General features: G+C 51.4%; 16 protein-coding genes. 2 read left to right on the forward strand and 14 right to left on the reverse strand.

Annotation, left to right across the window (positions count from 1 at the left end):
* Nucleotide 1: 1 nt before the first annotated feature.
* Entirely contained in the window at nucleotides 2-709 is a 708-nt protein-coding gene (locus B0F88_RS03645) for a 4'-phosphopantetheinyl transferase family protein (protein ID WP_104422584.1), read from the forward strand.
* 48 nt (nucleotides 710-757) lie between these two features.
* Here B0F88_RS03645 and B0F88_RS03650 read toward each other — a convergent pair whose 3' ends face one another.
* The 13 genes from B0F88_RS03650 to B0F88_RS03710 all read right to left on the reverse strand — a co-directional run bounded on the left by B0F88_RS03650 (nucleotide 758) and on the right by B0F88_RS03710 (nucleotide 12,953).
* Nucleotides 758-1,279: a PepSY domain-containing protein gene (locus B0F88_RS03650; protein WP_104422585.1), complete on the reverse strand. Its 522-nt coding sequence runs from the start codon at nucleotides 1,277-1,279 to the stop codon at nucleotides 758-760.
* A gap of 171 nt (nucleotides 1,280-1,450) precedes the next feature.
* Entirely contained in the window at nucleotides 1,451-2,404 is a 954-nt protein-coding gene (locus tag B0F88_RS03655) for an ABC transporter substrate-binding protein (RefSeq protein ID WP_104422586.1), read from the reverse strand.
* A gap of 189 nt (nucleotides 2,405-2,593) precedes the next feature.
* On the reverse strand, nucleotides 2,594-3,103 hold the full coding sequence (locus B0F88_RS03660; protein WP_104422587.1) for a hypothetical protein: 510 nt from the start codon (nucleotides 3,101-3,103) through the stop codon (nucleotides 2,594-2,596).
* A gap of 76 nt (nucleotides 3,104-3,179) precedes the next feature.
* Nucleotides 3,180-4,139, reverse strand: coding sequence for a vWA domain-containing protein (locus B0F88_RS03665; protein WP_104422588.1), 960 nt, complete (start codon nucleotides 4,137-4,139; stop codon nucleotides 3,180-3,182).
* Between the two features lie 158 nt (nucleotides 4,140-4,297).
* The gene (locus B0F88_RS03670; RefSeq protein ID WP_104422589.1) at nucleotides 4,298-4,858 is read right to left on the reverse strand and encodes an MxaK protein; all 561 of its coding nucleotides are present in this window, start codon (nucleotides 4,856-4,858) and stop codon (nucleotides 4,298-4,300) included.
* The gene (locus B0F88_RS03675) at nucleotides 4,855-5,835 is read right to left on the reverse strand and encodes a vWA domain-containing protein (protein ID WP_104422590.1); all 981 of its coding nucleotides are present in this window, start codon (nucleotides 5,833-5,835) and stop codon (nucleotides 4,855-4,857) included. Before B0F88_RS03675 ends, B0F88_RS03670 begins: the two co-directional genes overlap by 4 nt.
* Entirely contained in the window at nucleotides 5,832-6,707 is an 876-nt protein-coding gene (locus B0F88_RS03680) for a nonribosomal peptide synthetase MxaA (protein WP_104422591.1), read from the reverse strand. The genes B0F88_RS03675 and B0F88_RS03680 overlap by 4 nt, the downstream gene beginning before the upstream one ends.
* A complete protein-coding gene (locus B0F88_RS03685; protein ID WP_104422669.1) occupies nucleotides 6,704-7,540 on the reverse strand; it encodes a DUF58 domain-containing protein in 837 nt (278 codons plus the stop codon). Before B0F88_RS03685 ends, B0F88_RS03680 begins: the two co-directional genes overlap by 4 nt.
* A gap of 422 nt (nucleotides 7,541-7,962) precedes the next feature.
* The gene (locus B0F88_RS03690) at nucleotides 7,963-8,979 is read right to left on the reverse strand and encodes an AAA family ATPase (protein WP_104422592.1); all 1,017 of its coding nucleotides are present in this window, start codon (nucleotides 8,977-8,979) and stop codon (nucleotides 7,963-7,965) included.
* A gap of 199 nt (nucleotides 8,980-9,178) precedes the next feature.
* Nucleotides 9,179-9,463 (reverse strand): methanol dehydrogenase [cytochrome c] subunit, encoded by a 285-nt coding sequence (locus B0F88_RS03695; RefSeq protein ID WP_104422593.1) that lies wholly within the window; start codon nucleotides 9,461-9,463, stop codon nucleotides 9,179-9,181.
* A gap of 13 nt (nucleotides 9,464-9,476) precedes the next feature.
* Nucleotides 9,477-9,950, reverse strand: a complete 474-nt coding sequence (moxG, locus tag B0F88_RS03700) for a cytochrome c(L), periplasmic (protein ID WP_104422594.1) — start codon at nucleotides 9,948-9,950, stop codon at nucleotides 9,477-9,479.
* Between the two features lie 28 nt (nucleotides 9,951-9,978).
* Nucleotides 9,979-10,818, reverse strand: coding sequence for a methanol oxidation system protein MoxJ (gene moxJ, locus B0F88_RS03705; protein WP_104422595.1), 840 nt, complete (start codon nucleotides 10,816-10,818; stop codon nucleotides 9,979-9,981).
* A gap of 320 nt (nucleotides 10,819-11,138) precedes the next feature.
* Nucleotides 11,139-12,953, reverse strand: coding sequence for a methanol/ethanol family PQQ-dependent dehydrogenase (locus B0F88_RS03710; RefSeq protein ID WP_104422596.1), 1,815 nt, complete (start codon nucleotides 12,951-12,953; stop codon nucleotides 11,139-11,141).
* A 325-nt stretch (nucleotides 12,954-13,278) separates the two neighbouring features.
* On the opposite strand from B0F88_RS03710, the gene B0F88_RS03715 reads away from it, so the two are divergent.
* Nucleotides 13,279-13,935 (forward strand): response regulator, encoded by a 657-nt coding sequence (locus B0F88_RS03715; RefSeq protein ID WP_104422597.1) that lies wholly within the window; start codon nucleotides 13,279-13,281, stop codon nucleotides 13,933-13,935.
* Nucleotides 13,936-14,065: 130 nt separating this feature from the next.
* On the opposite strand, the gene B0F88_RS03720 is transcribed toward B0F88_RS03715, so the two are convergent.
* Entirely contained in the window at nucleotides 14,066-14,596 is a 531-nt protein-coding gene (locus B0F88_RS03720) for an SRPBCC family protein (protein WP_104422598.1), read from the reverse strand.
* Nucleotides 14,597-14,634 lie beyond the last annotated feature (38 nt).

Here is a 14,634-nt window from a genome sequence, read left to right on the forward strand (position 1 = left end):
CTTGAATACTGATACTGTAGAAATATGGCATGGCGATATTGCCGCCGAGCACGCCCATTACCAAGACTATTGGCGCGTTCTCGATGCCGTCGAGCAAGCCCATGCCGGAAAATTTAACAACGACGTGCTGCGCAGGCGTTATGTCGTCGTGCGCGGCCGGTTAAGACACGTATTAGCCGAAACGCTTAATCAGCCGCCGGACAAGATCAGCATAAAAAAAGCCGAACACGGCAAACCCTATCTGGCCGACACGCCGGAGCTGGCGTTCAATTTGTCGCATTCGGCCGGCACGATGGTCATTGCCGTAGGCTGGAACTGCCGCTTGGGCATAGATATAGAGAATTACAAACCCAGAAGCAGTCTGGCTGCGCTGGCCGATAAATGTTTTGCCGAAGAAGAAATCGCATATTGGAACCGGCTTTCGGAAGCTGAAAAAACAGCCGGGTTTTACCGCTTCTGGACGCGCAAAGAGGCCTTCGTTAAGGCCACCGGGCGCGGCATCGCCTTAGGGTTAAATCACTGTGTTATCAATCCTGAAAACCAAACCGAATTTTTAAGGGTTCCTGCCGGTTGCGGGCAGGCTTCATCATGGCATTTGCGGGATATTGCTTTGGGGCCGGGCGCTTGCAGCGCGTTAGTGACGGACAAGGCTATTGCCGAAGTCAAGCTTATAGAATTGGCGTCATTGAAAACGGAATATATGGTTTAAGGGGGAGGGACCCCGTTCCAGCGATCGCTTGGAACGGGGAGTAGTTACCTACCTTTTTTCGTCGGCCTCTTCGCCGATTTCCCATGCTTCGGTTGAGACTTCAATAATCTTACCGTTAGCCGCATTGACTTCAACTTTGGTTTCTACCGCTTTGTCGTTGACTATATCAATTTCATAGCTGGCATCGCCGTTTTTTTCTATTTCGTATTCAACCTCCTGAACAGTGCCGGGGTGGGCTTTAAGTGCAATATCTACGGCTTCTTTTTCCGTTATTTTAGCGTTTTTCTTGAAAGCTTCGTCATCAGCTTTGCTGACTTCACTTTCCGTTTCGGTGATTTTTCCGGTTTTGGCATCGCACATGAATTCCCATTCAATGCCGCTGGAATCCTTGATTTCAAATTCATAAAAAGGTTTGCCGGCTACATTCAATTTTTCCAGCTTGATGAATTCGCCGGTTTTTTGTTTTTGTATGGCGGCAATACATTTATCCATAGGCTGCCCCGCTGCGTAACTGGAGACGGATGTTGCAAGACCAAGGACTAAGGCACAGCTAAGGGTTGTTGTTTTCATGGTTTTCTCCTAAAAATGAAAGCAGGTAGGTATTATGGAAAACGGTTAAATCCTCGACACAGGGAATAATGATTGATCCTGCGAGTAAAGGCATTGTTTTTCCAATATGACAATGATAACGCTCTATCTAGCTTTCCGGCGAAGTTTTTTGTTTTCGCCCCATGTACCGTCTTACCAGAAAGTTCCCGGTTGCAGCTGTTCGGACTTACCTGTCAGGGCTTGCTTGCTCTGTTTATGCAGCAGTAAATACACTTTTTCGGCAGCTTTTTGTTCGGTTTCTCCCCAATGTTCAATGTTACCGGCGCAATAGTTTTGACGCAGGTGCTTCCGGGTTGTTTCATCATCTATCTTGGTCAATGGGATGATTTTTTGCCACGCGGCATCGGAACTGCATAGCGTTTGCTTGGCTTGTTTGCCGGCATCTAAAAATTGCCTGAGCGCCTGTTTATGCCGATCCGCCCAACTTTGTTTAAATATGTAACCGAGATTGGCGACGGAGTCCGAAATTCCCAAGCCTTGCAAAATACTGCGGCCGTCAATCAGCGTCCGATACCCTTCCGCCTCAAGCCTTGCAGCAAAGTGCCAGTAATTGAGCACCGCATCAATCCGGCCTTGCTTAATCTGTTCATTAAGCAGCGGCGGCGCGGCAAACACCTTTTCCACCGACGCATCGAGGTCCATATCCAGCTGCTGTTTCGCCAGGGTTTGCAGCAGCAGCCAGTTTTTATCCAGCTCGCCGCCGGCTATACCTAAGCGTTTACCTTTAAGATCCTGCAAGGAATGAATGCCGCTATCTTTTGGCACCATCAGCACGCCCGAAATATCCGAATAAGGATAAAAGGTGAAATCAGCCCCTTTTTCGCGCAAGCCGGACACCCAAATCCAGTCGGAAACGATGATGTCGACCGCCCCGGATTGCAACGCGATCTTACCGGCTTCCGTATTGGCGACATGGTGAATGTCCAGCTGAACATCAGCCTGCTTGGCTTTCAACTCATCCTGCAATGCGGGCAACTCCCACTCTACCGTACCGCCCGACTGAACGCCGATGCGGATAACGGTTTTTTCCGCCGCAAAGCCGTTAGCAGACAACAACAGACTCAACAGTAAGACTTTAAATTTCATGGCAACAATCCTGGTAAAACAAAAAATAAAAGATAACTCTCGTTCCGGTGCGCATCGTTATATTCCACCCCGCGGAGCCTCACGGTTCCCTTGAGCGTAGCCGAAGATCGGGGGGTAAAAGGTATTTAAGGAATCAGCTGATAACGGGAGTGCGGGTTTTGCCTGCAAGCGCACTATGTTGTTAATGATTCAAACTGTATCGACTTGCGTGTCATCGGATTGTCGGTAATAACTGTAAGCAATGGCAATGGCCGCAAGCGTAATTAACTGCCAGATATAACTGTCGAAATAAGCGACACAGATGGCTATAAGGCCTAGAAATATCGCAGTAAAAATAGATTGCCAGCCTGTTTGTATGCCATCCAGATAAACCGTTAAGGCCAGCACTAGCAGCACAACCAAATCGCCTTCTTCATGATAGAGTCTTCCAGTGCGCTGATAGGCATAAATGATGATTGCCACACACAAGCCGCCTGTCCAATGCAGCAGCGGGCGGATAAACTTTTTGAGATTATCTGGATTGTATTTGTATTGATAATAGCCCGGAGCGATGGCTATACCGCTAAATAAAAACATGATCACCAACCAAATATCGTGGGTTTTATGCAGATAACTGTAATCAATGTAGGCGCCGAGTAACGATAAAACTAATCGTAGTGTAAAAAGATTATGGGTTGAGAGCAGGTTTTGTTTGTTCATTTACAGTACTCAATAAGATAGATAACTAATGCTAGTTGCCGGTTTCCATTGTCCAGATTGGGAACCGGCGATTTATTTACGACCGGAAAAGCGGACGGAATTTATGCAGCTTGGGCAGATAGACAAGGCTTAACAGCAGCAATGCCAATAATGCCGGTTGCCAGCGAATATCGCTTTGCACGACTTTTTCAGTCGCCAGTTTCGGGTTTTGTAATGCCTGGTTAAGGTTTTTTAAGTCGGTTAAGCGGGCGTAAGCCAAACCGGATTCGGCGGCCAGTTTTTCCAAATAAGTTTCGTGCAAGGCTGTTAAATGCTCGTTGCCGGTGGCGGCTTCGCTGCCGAATGGGGCATTGCGCGCGTTGTAGCCTTTGATTTGCGACGGGTCCAGATTCGATTGTCCGAACGTAGAACGGTGCGGCACATCGTCCCGTGCATAAAATCCGGTTTGTTTGCCCAGGCTGTCGAACTTGGGGATAGGCACAGCCTGCAATCCGCCGGCACCGATAATCATGCCTTTTGCTTGCCCCTTTACCGCTGAAAAATCTGCTTGGTAATTGGGATTAACGGGCGGTGCTTCCTGTCCGTCGGTAATGAAGATCAACGAACTGTCGCTTTTTTGCAGCATTTCCAACGTGCTCAGCAAGCCTTTGGCGATATTGCTGTCTGCGGCCCAGGCCATGCGCCAGTCGACTTTGCCGATCGCGGTGTCTATTTCCGTATAAGCGGAGCACACTTCCAGCGGCTCGAATAACAGGGTTGAGCGCCTTTCGGTGAACAGGCCCAGGCCGACTTTGGATTCGCATGGCAGTTTTTGCAACAGTTCGCGCAAGGTTTGCTTGACAAAATGCAGGCGGCTGACGGCTTGGTTGTCTTGTTGGTAGTCGGTCGCATTCATGCTGCGGGTAATGTCGATAATAAAGGTGTAGTTGTAGGTTGGGGTTTTTTGCTGTTTGCTGGGGTATAGGAACAGCACCAGCATCGCTAAAACTGCCAGCAGAAGGCACCAGGTTCGATAATCTTTTAATGCTTTGTTCATTGTTTTTCCTCGTTCCCACGCGCCGCGTGGGAATGCCGTGCAGGACGCGCTGCGTCCCGTATTTGTGCAATGTGTATTTTTATATACTGATCGTGATTCGCGGCGCAGCGCGCCTCGACTGCATTCCCACGCGGCGCGTGGGAACGAGATGGATCAAATCAAGGCAAACCACGCGGAAACCCCGGTACTGTCGTCCACAACTGCGATTTTTGGTTCTTAAGTTCGTCGTCCGGCATGTCGACCCTGTCCATTTCCGGCAATAGACGCATGGCGACTTCAAGGTTGTATTTGGCATCCCAATCGCCGCTGTTTAATGCCAAAGACTGCCGGTAGGCCTGTTTCGCCAATCCGGCCAAAGGCATTGCTTCGTTGATATTCATGGCTTTTGCCTGCTGCATGGCTTGCTCCAGATACAGGTTGCCGAGGTTGTAGCGGGCTTTGGCCTGGAAGTCCCGGCCGCTTTTGTCCATAATCAGGCTCAGGGTCGACAAGGCCTCGTCGTAACGGTGTTTTTGCTTGAAATAAAAAGCCCGCGCCAGTCTCAACTCCGGCTCGCCGCCGATCACTTTATTAACGGCCACATCTTTTCCCGAAACCAATTGCCGGATTAAGTCATTGTTTTGATGGATGCCGTACAACGCGCCGGCGCTGTAAACGAAAGCCGCTAAACTGAGCGCCAACGCGGCCCACAGCGTTATATGCCTGATCGTTCTTATCATTGTTTGACCTCAAAAAATTTAACGCCGAGCAGAACCAGCAACAGGAAGGCCGCTACGCTGTAGCAGGCTGCCGACAAATCCTGTTTGGGGATGCGTTCGATATAGTGCATCGGCAGGTTCTCCAGCTGGTTGATGTCGGCAATCGCCTGCTTTAACGCGTCCGGGCTTTCCGCTTCATAAGCCTGATAGGGACTGCCCAACCCCAAAAAAAACTTATGCAGGTACAGTTCGGGCATAGCCCCAGCGTTGTCGTCCCGGCTGTCTTCAGGCTGGTCGAAAATGCCGGGGCTGCCCGCCGTGCGCAGGAAAATCCAGTACAGGCGGACTTGTTGTTGTTTAAACCATTCGCGCAATTTCTGTTCGCTGTCGTGATCGATCGCCGCCGCGCCGTCCGAAACCAGCAGCACGATACGCGAGCCGGTGACCGGTTGTTGTTCAAAAAATGAGATAGCCATCCCTAAGCCTTTGCTGACATGGGTAAAACCCAGCGCCGGTGTCGCGGTCGCCGCAATCGCCGCCTGCACCGCGTTTTTGTTTTCGGTCAGCGGCATCACGAATAGCGGCGAAGTGCTGTATTCCGCGACCCCGATCAAATCGTTTTGCCGCTGTTTGACAAAATCGGTCAATAGCCGCCGCGCCGCCGTGGCCTTGGATTCATCCGAGCCGTTCGGCGCGCGTCCGGCGAATGTGTTATCCATGCTGCTGCTGCGATCCAGCAATAACACGATATGCGCGCCGTGGCCGATCCTCTCTTGGCTTTGTTCGGTGCGATGCAGGCCCGCGATGCCCAGCACTAATCCGGCGATTGCCGCGACGGCGCACAGCCGAAGACAGCCGACGACAACAGCCGACAGCGTGTCGCGGGGTATCAACGCCGTCCACGGAGCGGGGCTGGTGCGCATGCCGCTATTGAACAGCGGCAACAGGGCCAGTAACAGGCCTGTTAAAGCCCAGGGGTTATTAACCGCCAAATTCATCGGCTGCCCCGTTCGATTTTACGGCATTGCTCGCAGAGTTCTTTTAGTTGCTGCAAGTCCTGTGCTACGGCAATCATGGCGTCGGAAAAAAAGTAACGATTGGAGTAGTTGAAAAACCAAGCCAATTGGGAATTTATTTGCAGATACTGCGGGTTGCGCCGGTAAAATTCGCCCAGCCGGTTAAGGAACAGCGGCTGGCCGTTGAGGCTGTTCAAGGCGTGGTGGACAACGGTCAAAGCCTGCTCCATGTCGGCTTCAGACAATCCCGCCAGTTTGCGCAAGGTTCGCTTGAACAAGGTGCGCCGCGACATGCCGGAAAAGCATCCGTATAAGTAAGCCAGATAGACCGCTATCAGTACGGCGACGCTCAGGCTGGCGGCCAAGCCGTACAAAGCCTGGGTGTTCGCCAATAACGGCGGCGGACTGTCCGGGCGCATGTATTCGCCCTGTTCGCTTTGGCGCACCACCAATTCCCTGAGCGGGGACAGGGTAAAAGTCCAGGCGGGGACGTTTTGGCTGATGCTTTTTTCGCCCTGACTGAGCTGCACGGTAAAGCCGGGCAGGGTTAACGATTTAACCTCCAGCGGCGCGTAAAAGACCTGGTACAGCAAGTCGATTTGATAACGCTGTCCTGTTTGTTTAACCGTGACCCGGTTCAGGTTCAGCCAGCGGTTGATTTGTCCTTTGACCGGTAAACTGCCGGGTTGCAAACTGATGCCCGAACGGGTTTCGATAATAATGCGCTGGGGAATTTCATCGCCGTTAACGTAACCGAACGGGCGGGGCGTTTCGACGTTAAAATAGCTGACCGGCTCGTCGATCGAGCCGGAACAGCCCAGCAGCGACAACACCATGATTAACAGGATTCTCATGCGACCCTCTGCTGCAAATGACGATTAACGGTTTGGGTGCTGTAGCCTTCGGTAATAAACAACGGTTCGCTGCCAAAGGCCCTGAAGATATGTTTCAGGTCGTGTTGGCGCTGCCGGTAGGCGGCGACTATTTTTTGCCGCAATGCCGGACGCATGAACAGCGTGCGGGTCGCATGGCTTTCCATGTCCTGGAAAGAAATCAGGCCCCAATTGGGCAAGGCGGCGTATTCGTCCTGAGTCCATAACACCAACGGGATCACATCGTGACTTTGCAACGAACCTAACACAGCCCGCAGTTGAGGCAGCGGAAAATGGCAGTCGGACAACAAAAACACCAGCGAGCGCTCGGCAGGCAGAAAAGCCAGCGCATTTTGCAGCCCGTTTGCGCTGCCGCTAAAGTTAAGACGTTCCAGTTGTTTTGCCAGCGCCGACACCCGTCCCAAGTGCTGGCCGGCGGGAAGCAGCCAGCGCTGCTCGATACGCTCGGTACAGCCGATAAAGCCGAATTTGTCGCCGTAATCGAAAGCCGAATGGGCGGCGGTCAGCAAAAACCGGAGCAGGGTTTGTTGTTTGTCGGCATAGCCCATCGATGCCGACATATCGGCAATCAGATAGACGTTGACGGAGCTTTGCTGCTGATAGACGCGTACCCGATACGACGAAAACGGGTCGAGCACGCTGGCGCGCAAGTCTATGCGTCTGGGGTCGGGGCTGGCAATCAGCGGTTCGTGGCGCTTGAACAGCTGTCCGGCGCCGATCATTTGTCCGGGATGCGCTCCCGGATAAACGGAACTTGATTGCCAGGGTAAGCGGTAATGTAGCGTTTCGGTCATGGCTTGGTTTTTTACGATGTTTTTTGTTTTATGTATTAAAACGAATGCTATGCGTTGTAGGGTGTGAAAGCCGTTCGTGCTGAGCCCTTCGGCTACGCTCAGGAGAGCCTTGTCGAAGCATGAACGGCTTTCACACCTCTCATCCCCTTGGTTGAGCATTCCAAAATCCCGCTCACCCTTCGACAGGCTCAGGGCGAACGGGATTTTGGAATGCTCACCACGAAGGACACGAAGAAAAAAACATAACTAAGCGGGACAGGGTTTGAAACCCCGTCCCCAACGTTTTACGATGCCTGAGCAAAGTGGTTATATTTAGCTAACGCCTTACGTTTCGGACGGGGCAGCATGCTCCGTCCGGCTCAACACGAAGAAAAAATATAAAACTTCGTGCTCTTCGTGTCTTCGTGGTGACGTTTTTTTTATTAAGGCGCAGCCACCTGGTCCAAAATCCCCTCGATCAATTCGGGCAGCAGCTGTTCTTTCCTGTAGGCATACATCGGGTTTAAAAACAGCCGGTGCGTCATGCAGACCGGAAAAACCGCTTGCAGGTCTTCCGGCAACACATGATCACGCTGTTCCAGCCAAGCGCGGGTTTTGGCGGCGCGGATCAAGTAACTCATGCCGCGCGGACTGGCTCCGGCCATTAACAATTGCGGCATTTCGACATCGCTTAATTGAACGCCGTATTGTTGCGGTTGGTGCGTAGCTTTCCATAAACTCAGCGCGTAAGCATGGAGTTTAGGGCTGGTCTGTATATGTTGCTGCAGCGTTTGCGCCAGCTCATTGAGCCGGTAATAAATACCGCTGTTAGCGACTCCTGCAACCAGCCGGTCGGTATCGTGAAAACGGGGATTGAACATCAGCTCGTCCAGCTCGGTATCGCCTCTGGGCATATCGATGTTGATTTCCATCATGAAGCGGTCTTTGGCGGCGGCCGGCAGCTCGAAGGTTTCTTCCTTCTCGACGCGGTTGCGGTCGGCAAAAACCTGGATGTGCGGAAAATGATAGTCGCGGTTAAAGGCGTTGATGCTGCGCTCGGCCATCGCTCTTAACAGCAAGGCATGAACTTGCGGGCGGGCGCGGTTGATTTCGTTGAAGAAGAAGGTGGCGAGGGTGTCGCCGTGTTTCAGCAAAGGCCCCGGATCGACGCACGGACGGCCTTGTTCGTTTAAATAGGTGTAATAGATCAAGTCGGCGGGCATCAAGTCAATGGTGCCTTCAATCCGCTGGTAATCGCCGCCCAAGCCTTGGGCGACCGCTCTTAGCAGCGTGGTTTTGCCGACGCCGACATTGCCTTCCAGTAATACATGGCCTCTGGCGAAAACGGCCAGGATGATATTTCTGACCGCAGGTTGCAGGCCGATAACGGTTTGATTGATTTGTCGTTCAAACTGTAACGCTTGCTCGCGCCAGTCGGTGAGTTGGGTGTCTGTGTTCATTTTAGTTTTGTGCTAGTTCCCAAGCTCCAGTTTGGGAATTCGGTAGTGGAAGCTCCAGCTTCCCGTCTCGCGAAGCTGGAGCTTCGTCCTCTGGGTTCCCAAGCCGGAGCTTGGGAACCAGCGTAAAAAAAGGGCATAAGATACAAACAGACTCACAAAGGGGACGAAAAGTGGAATGCATTTATGCCCAAAACAATGGCTATTCGATGTCGTCTACGTCATAAACAAACTTGCCGGTCTTGGCCAAATGTTCCTGGCGCTTTTTATTGCGCGCTTCCATTTCCACAACCGATTGGGCTTGTTTGTTGAGTTCGTTGACATCGTGTTTCGGGTCATACTTACTGCCCGCCACTTTTTCCGGGTAACCCGGTTTGGGTTCCCAGCAAACGCCCGGTTCGCTGCAATTTTGGCCGTCGTAAGCGATAGCGGAATAGGACAGCGCCGCCAACACGACGCCTGCATTAATTAAAAGCATTTTTTTCATCTGTGTTTCCTCTCTATTTTAACCATTTGGCTTTTTTAGGATTACCTGTGTAGATGTCCCGTATCCAGGACATAATCATCAGCATTTCATCGGTTGATAGATTGACGTATTGCGGCCCCATCATGCCGCTGGCGCCGCCGAACAAGATTTCAAACAAGCCCTGATCGGTAGCGGCAGACGGATAGGTCCAGTAATCGTCCGCCAGTCCGGGCCCCAATTTACCTTCGGCTTCGTGGCCGTGACAGCCGGAGCAGGCGGTCAAATAAAGGTCATGACCCTTTTGTATGATTTCTTTATTACCGTTATAAGGGTTCTTGCCCGTTTCCTTGAATTGATTGAAAACGGCTTCGTTGCCGCCCGATTTGGCGACGCTCATATCCAGCGGCGCGCCGGTAATGGCGTTACGAAAGGTTATTTCCGCTAAAGCCGCCGAGCTGATCAACACCAGGCCGGCAGCCGATGCGGCTAATAATTTTTTTCTGTTCATTTGTCAGTCCTAATTTCTTTATGATTTTCTAAGGCGCATCGGGTTCAGCAACCAAAGGGATGCCTTCCGCTTCCAGCAACTCGGTTATTTCATCTCGATGATCTTCAATAACTTTGTTCAACTGAGCCAGCAAGGTTGAATCGTTTTTTCGAACCCCCATCGATGTACTGAAATGAAAGTCGACTTTTTGTCCGTCCGCACGAACATTGTCGTCAGGAATCATCGTCATCACCACCGGTGTGGCCGAGGCTTTGACATAACGCGCCGCAGACGGCCCCCAAAGAGAGGCGATTTCGGCATGGCCCGATGAAATCTCGGAGACCAGTTTCGAGGTTTCGTATTTGATGTACTGGTTGCGCCTGGATTTAAAGCCCACCAATTCCTGTGAATAATTGAACATATCGTTATAACGCCCGATAGCCTTCATCATCACTTCCGGCGGCGTGCCGGGCACAAAAGCGATGCGTTGCGCCTTGCGTAATGCCTCGCTATCCCAGTTTTTTAGGTCCAGGTTGTCGGCTTCACGCGAGATGAAAACGTAGCCGGACCGGTAGTAAGGTTGGGTGGTCAAAACGCGGGGATCGCCTTTATCAACACCTATCGCTACATCGCACAGTCCTTTATCCAGCGTGTCCCGTATGTAATAACGCGGGTCGCTCCAGTAAACGTATTCGACTTTTCTGTTCAGCGCTTTGCCGACCAGTTCCGCCAGTTTATTTTCAAAGCCTTCGCCCGCCTTATTGGAATAGGGCATTTCGTCTTCCGCGGCGCAGACCTTCAGCGCTTTGTTTTGTTCGGCCTGGGCTTGGGGGATTGCCAAACAGCCACCCAAACACAAAGCCGTTATCAAAAACTTGTTTATGTGCATATTTACTCTCAATCAATGCAGGATTAAAAACGTGATGCCATTACAGATGTCACTGTAGGGAGTGGTTTTAGCCCCAACCTGTTGATTTAAGCAGTGCAAAGCCCTCTCGACAATTACTCCTGCATCCGTGCAGTCGTCCACAGGGAGAGGGTTGGGTGAGGGAAAATCAAAATAAGGAAAAGGACTTATTTGAATCCCCTCATCCCAGCCTTCTCGGCAATTGCTCCTGCATTGCTCTACTACCTACATCCATGTAGGCATCCCTGAGGGAGAAAGGACGCACTCCTAAATAGCGGCTAAGGTTCCTTCTACACGCAGTTTTAATAACCTAATGCAAAGACCATCACACCGCCGCCTTGTTGAGTGTAGTGCGCCAGTTCCTTAAACGCACCGACTGCACCCAAACCTGCGGTAGGGTCTTGCAAGTCGAACACTAAGCCAACGCCGGGCCAACCGCCGACACCGTAGTAAATCGCCACATATTGCTTGCCTTTATGTCCGAAGGTAATCGGGTGGCCGATAACGCCGGAAGGTAGTTTGAATTTCCACAATTCTTTTCCGTTCCGTGAATCCAGCGCTTTGATGTAGCCGTCCAAGGTGCCGTAGAAAACCAGATCGCCCGCCGTTGCGGTAGTGCCGCCCCAGACGGCGAATTTTTCCTGGATTTCCCATTCGAATTTACCGGTCACGGAGTTCATCGCTTTGACTTGGCCCAAGGTGCCTTTAGGCCCCGGATACATGTTCAGCGTCGCGCCGACAAAGAACTGGCCTGCGCGGTAAGGCAGCATGAACGGTTCCCAGTCCATGCAGATATGGTTGGTACCCATGAAGAACAGTTTTTTGTTCGGATCGTATGATTCGATGCCTTGGTTGTGATAACCCATCGCGGATGGACAAATGCCTTTGGCTTCATGATCCATGTGGGTCGAAAACTCGGGATCGCGAATCGGCAGGCCGGTTTTTAAATCGACTTTTTTAACCCAGTTGACGGTATCGTCGATTTTAAACGCGTTGACCAAATCGCCGTTTTCACGGTTCAGGGTATAAACCAGACCGTTGCGGTCGGGGTGGGTCAGCAGTTTGGTCATTTTGCCGTCAACCAGCTGTTCCGATAAGCCCATGTAGTTGACGCCGGCGTAATCCCATTCGTCATGCGGCGTTTTTTGATAGCCGAATTTCGCCTCGCCTGTGTTGATGTCGCGGCCCCAGATGGTCATCGTCCATTTGTTGTCGCCAGGACGCATGGTTTCATTCCACGGCGCGGGGTTGCCTGAGCCGTAATAGAGCATGTCCAGGTCGGGATCGAACGCATACCAGCCCCAGTTGGTGCCGCCGCCGATTTTCCAGGCGTCGCCTTCCCAGGTCTTAAGACCCAAACCGAATTGGCCGTAATGCGGGTTGGCGCTGTTAAAATCCTTGGCCAGTTTGATGTCGGCATCGGGACCTGTAGCGTAAACGCGCCAAGCCTGTTTGCCGTCTTTGATGTTATAGGCGGTGGCGTAACCTCTTACACCCAGTTCCGCGCCCGAGCTGCCGACAATGACCTTGTCTTTAGCGACAAAAGGCGCAACGGTCAGCGTGGAGCCCATCGCAATATCGGAATTTTCCATTTTCCACAACAACTCGCCGGTCTTCGCGTTTAACGCCACGATATGGCCGTCCAGCTGATTCTGGAAAATAGTCGCCGGGTAACCGTCGCCGGCGGGCGCATAGGCCAAGCCCCGGTTGACCACGTCGCAGCACGCTACGGCGCGGGCGGCCGGGTTTTGTTTAGGTTTGTATTCCCATAAGATTTTGTCCGGCTGATCCAGGTCGATCGCGAAAATATTGTTAGGGAAGGGCGTATGCACATACATGATGCCGTCAATAACCAGCGGTCCGCCTTCATGCCCGTTCAGTACGCCCGTAGAAAAAGACCAGACCGGCTGTAGATGCTGGACGTTGTGCGCGTTGATCTGCGTCATTTCGCTAAAGTGGGTCGCACCGTAGTCTTTGGTCTGCATGACCCAGTTAGTATCTTCTTTTGACAGTCGATCCAGGGCTTTATTGGCTTGTGCCGGTATCGAAACCGAAAACAAGGCGCCGCTACAGACAGCGGATGCGACAGCGGTGCGGGTGAATTTGGAAATCCGCATAGTTCCTCCAGAGTTATGAATGTTGTACTTATATAAAGTCATAAAGCCAGCCCGTGCGTATCAATAAGGTTTAAGTAAGATAACTAGCTTTCTTGATCAAAACGCTTGCAACACCTTATTGAAATGCAGGGCTGAACAGGCGCTCATGGTACGGGAGCGGGTGCATGCAGCGTTACGGAATAAGCCCGGAAATCGGCGGGAAAAATCCCGTAATAAACCGGGAAAATATCCTGTCTCAGGTTGAGATAAAACGGGAAAAGCTCCTATCGATTTGCCGTTTATAAACAGGCATGATGGTCTTTTTGACACGTTAAGGAGCAAAGTAGTGGCGGGTAAGATTAGTGTGTTGTTGGTGGATGATCATGCCGTGGTTCGGACGGGCTACAAAGCTTATCTTTCCTTGTCCGATAAGATCGGACAGATTTATGAGGCGGACCGGGGCGAGACGGCCTGCCAAATGTACAGCCAATATCAACCGGATATTGTGGTGGTGGATTTATCGATGCCGGGCATAGGCGGTTTTGAGAGCATCAGGAGGCTGATTAACCGTGATCAGCATTGTAAAATCCTGGTATTCAGCATTCACAATGAATTGGTTTATGTGACGCGGGCGCTTGCGGCCGGAGCGAAAGGCTATATCACTAAAAGCAGCGTGCCTGAAACGCTGATTACCGCAGTGTATAAAATAGCCCAGGGCGGCACTTATGTTGATCCCGAGATTGCCCAGCAACTGGCGGTTTCGATGGCTGGAGAGCAGGACGAATCGGAGAAAATCAAGCTGCTTTCGCCTAGGGAGTTCGATGTGTTCTGTTTGCTGGCGAATGGCTATACCGTCCGTAAAGCGGCGGAAAAACTGTGTTTGAGCTATAAAACGGTGTGCAACCACGGTACCGTGATCAAGGAAAAAATGGGCGCGGAAACGCTGGCAGAACTGACTTTGTTGGCAAGCCGGCAAGGGCTTATTGAAATTCGCGAAAATTGAAATAAAAGACGAAAGACGAAAGACGAAGGGCGAAGGGCGAAGGGCGAAGGGCGAAGGGCGAAGGGCGAAGGGCGAAGGGCGAAAAACATCTTTCGTCATTTGCCTTTCGCCTTTTGCCTATAAATATTTTTTATTTTTCCAGCTTTTGTTTTAGTCCCGCCAAGCCGTTCTTAAAGAACTCATTCATCGCTTTAACCGCGGCAGCGTCATTCAAGTTTTCGGGTGGCGTATTGCCGGTGTCGCCACGGTAGAAACGGCTTTTTAGTGTAACCACGCTGGTATTGGCGTCGTTGCCCGGCGTTACTTGAAGGTTGATGGTATAGGAGCTGGCCGGAAACGCCGTTACATTTTCGGTTTTGAGGCGGTAATTGTATTCATGATCTTTATCGCTGTAAAAATCCAGGTTTTCCACGAGCTGTCCGCCGTTTTGCAGGGTGATGGTCCGGGCGCCGTCGGAGGCGTTTTTGCCATCGCCCGAGCTTGCTTTGACGTCAGGATGCCAGCTGGCAATGGCGTCAAATTGCTTGATCGCATTCCAGACGGCGTCTACGGAAGCATTGATAGTGATGCTTTCTTTGGCTTTTTGCGGGGTCGGTCCGTGGGCAACAGAAGTTACGGGGAATAAGAGGAAACTCAATAATATTAAGGGTAAACGGTTCATGTGATTAATGTCATTATTAAAATAACCTATTATTCATG

Origin of the sequence: Methylobacter tundripaludum (assembly GCF_002934365.1) — a bacterium.
Taxonomy (GTDB): domain Bacteria; phylum Pseudomonadota; class Gammaproteobacteria; order Methylococcales; family Methylomonadaceae; genus Methylobacter_A; species Methylobacter_A tundripaludum_A.

Excerpts from the sequence above, each read along its gene's own strand:
- B0F88_RS03675 (WP_104422590.1), bottom strand. The coding sequence starts at position 5,835 with ATGAATTTGGCGGTTAATAACCCCTGGGCTTTAACAGGCCTGTTACTG.
- B0F88_RS03680 (WP_104422591.1), bottom strand. The coding sequence starts at position 6,707 with ATGAGAATCCTGTTAATCATGGTGTTGTCGCTGCTGGGCTGTTCCGGC.
- B0F88_RS03670 (WP_104422589.1), bottom strand. The coding sequence starts at position 4,858 with ATGATAAGAACGATCAGGCATATAACGCTGTGGGCCGCGTTGGCGCTC.
- B0F88_RS03710 (WP_104422596.1), bottom strand. The coding sequence starts at position 12,953 with ATGCGGATTTCCAAATTCACCCGCACCGCTGTCGCATCCGCTGTCTGT.
- B0F88_RS03695 (WP_104422593.1), bottom strand. The coding sequence starts at position 9,463 with ATGAAAAAAATGCTTTTAATTAATGCAGGCGTCGTGTTGGCGGCGCTG.
- B0F88_RS03690 (WP_104422592.1), bottom strand. The coding sequence starts at position 8,979 with ATGAACACAGACACCCAACTCACCGACTGGCGCGAGCAAGCGTTACAG.
- moxJ (WP_104422595.1), bottom strand. The coding sequence starts at position 10,818 with ATGCACATAAACAAGTTTTTGATAACGGCTTTGTGTTTGGGTGGCTGT.
- B0F88_RS03660 (WP_104422587.1), bottom strand. The coding sequence starts at position 3,103 with ATGAACAAACAAAACCTGCTCTCAACCCATAATCTTTTTACACTACGA.
- B0F88_RS03720 (WP_104422598.1), bottom strand. The coding sequence starts at position 14,596 with ATGAACCGTTTACCCTTAATATTATTGAGTTTCCTCTTATTCCCCGTA.
- B0F88_RS03655 (WP_104422586.1), bottom strand. The coding sequence starts at position 2,404 with ATGAAATTTAAAGTCTTACTGTTGAGTCTGTTGTTGTCTGCTAACGGC.
- B0F88_RS03665 (WP_104422588.1), bottom strand. The coding sequence starts at position 4,139 with ATGAACAAAGCATTAAAAGATTATCGAACCTGGTGCCTTCTGCTGGCA.
- B0F88_RS03685 (WP_104422669.1), bottom strand. The coding sequence starts at position 7,540 with ATGACCGAAACGCTACATTACCGCTTACCCTGGCAATCAAGTTCCGTT.
- B0F88_RS03650 (WP_104422585.1), bottom strand. The coding sequence starts at position 1,279 with ATGAAAACAACAACCCTTAGCTGTGCCTTAGTCCTTGGTCTTGCAACA.
- moxG (WP_104422594.1), bottom strand. The coding sequence starts at position 9,950 with ATGAACAGAAAAAAATTATTAGCCGCATCGGCTGCCGGCCTGGTGTTG.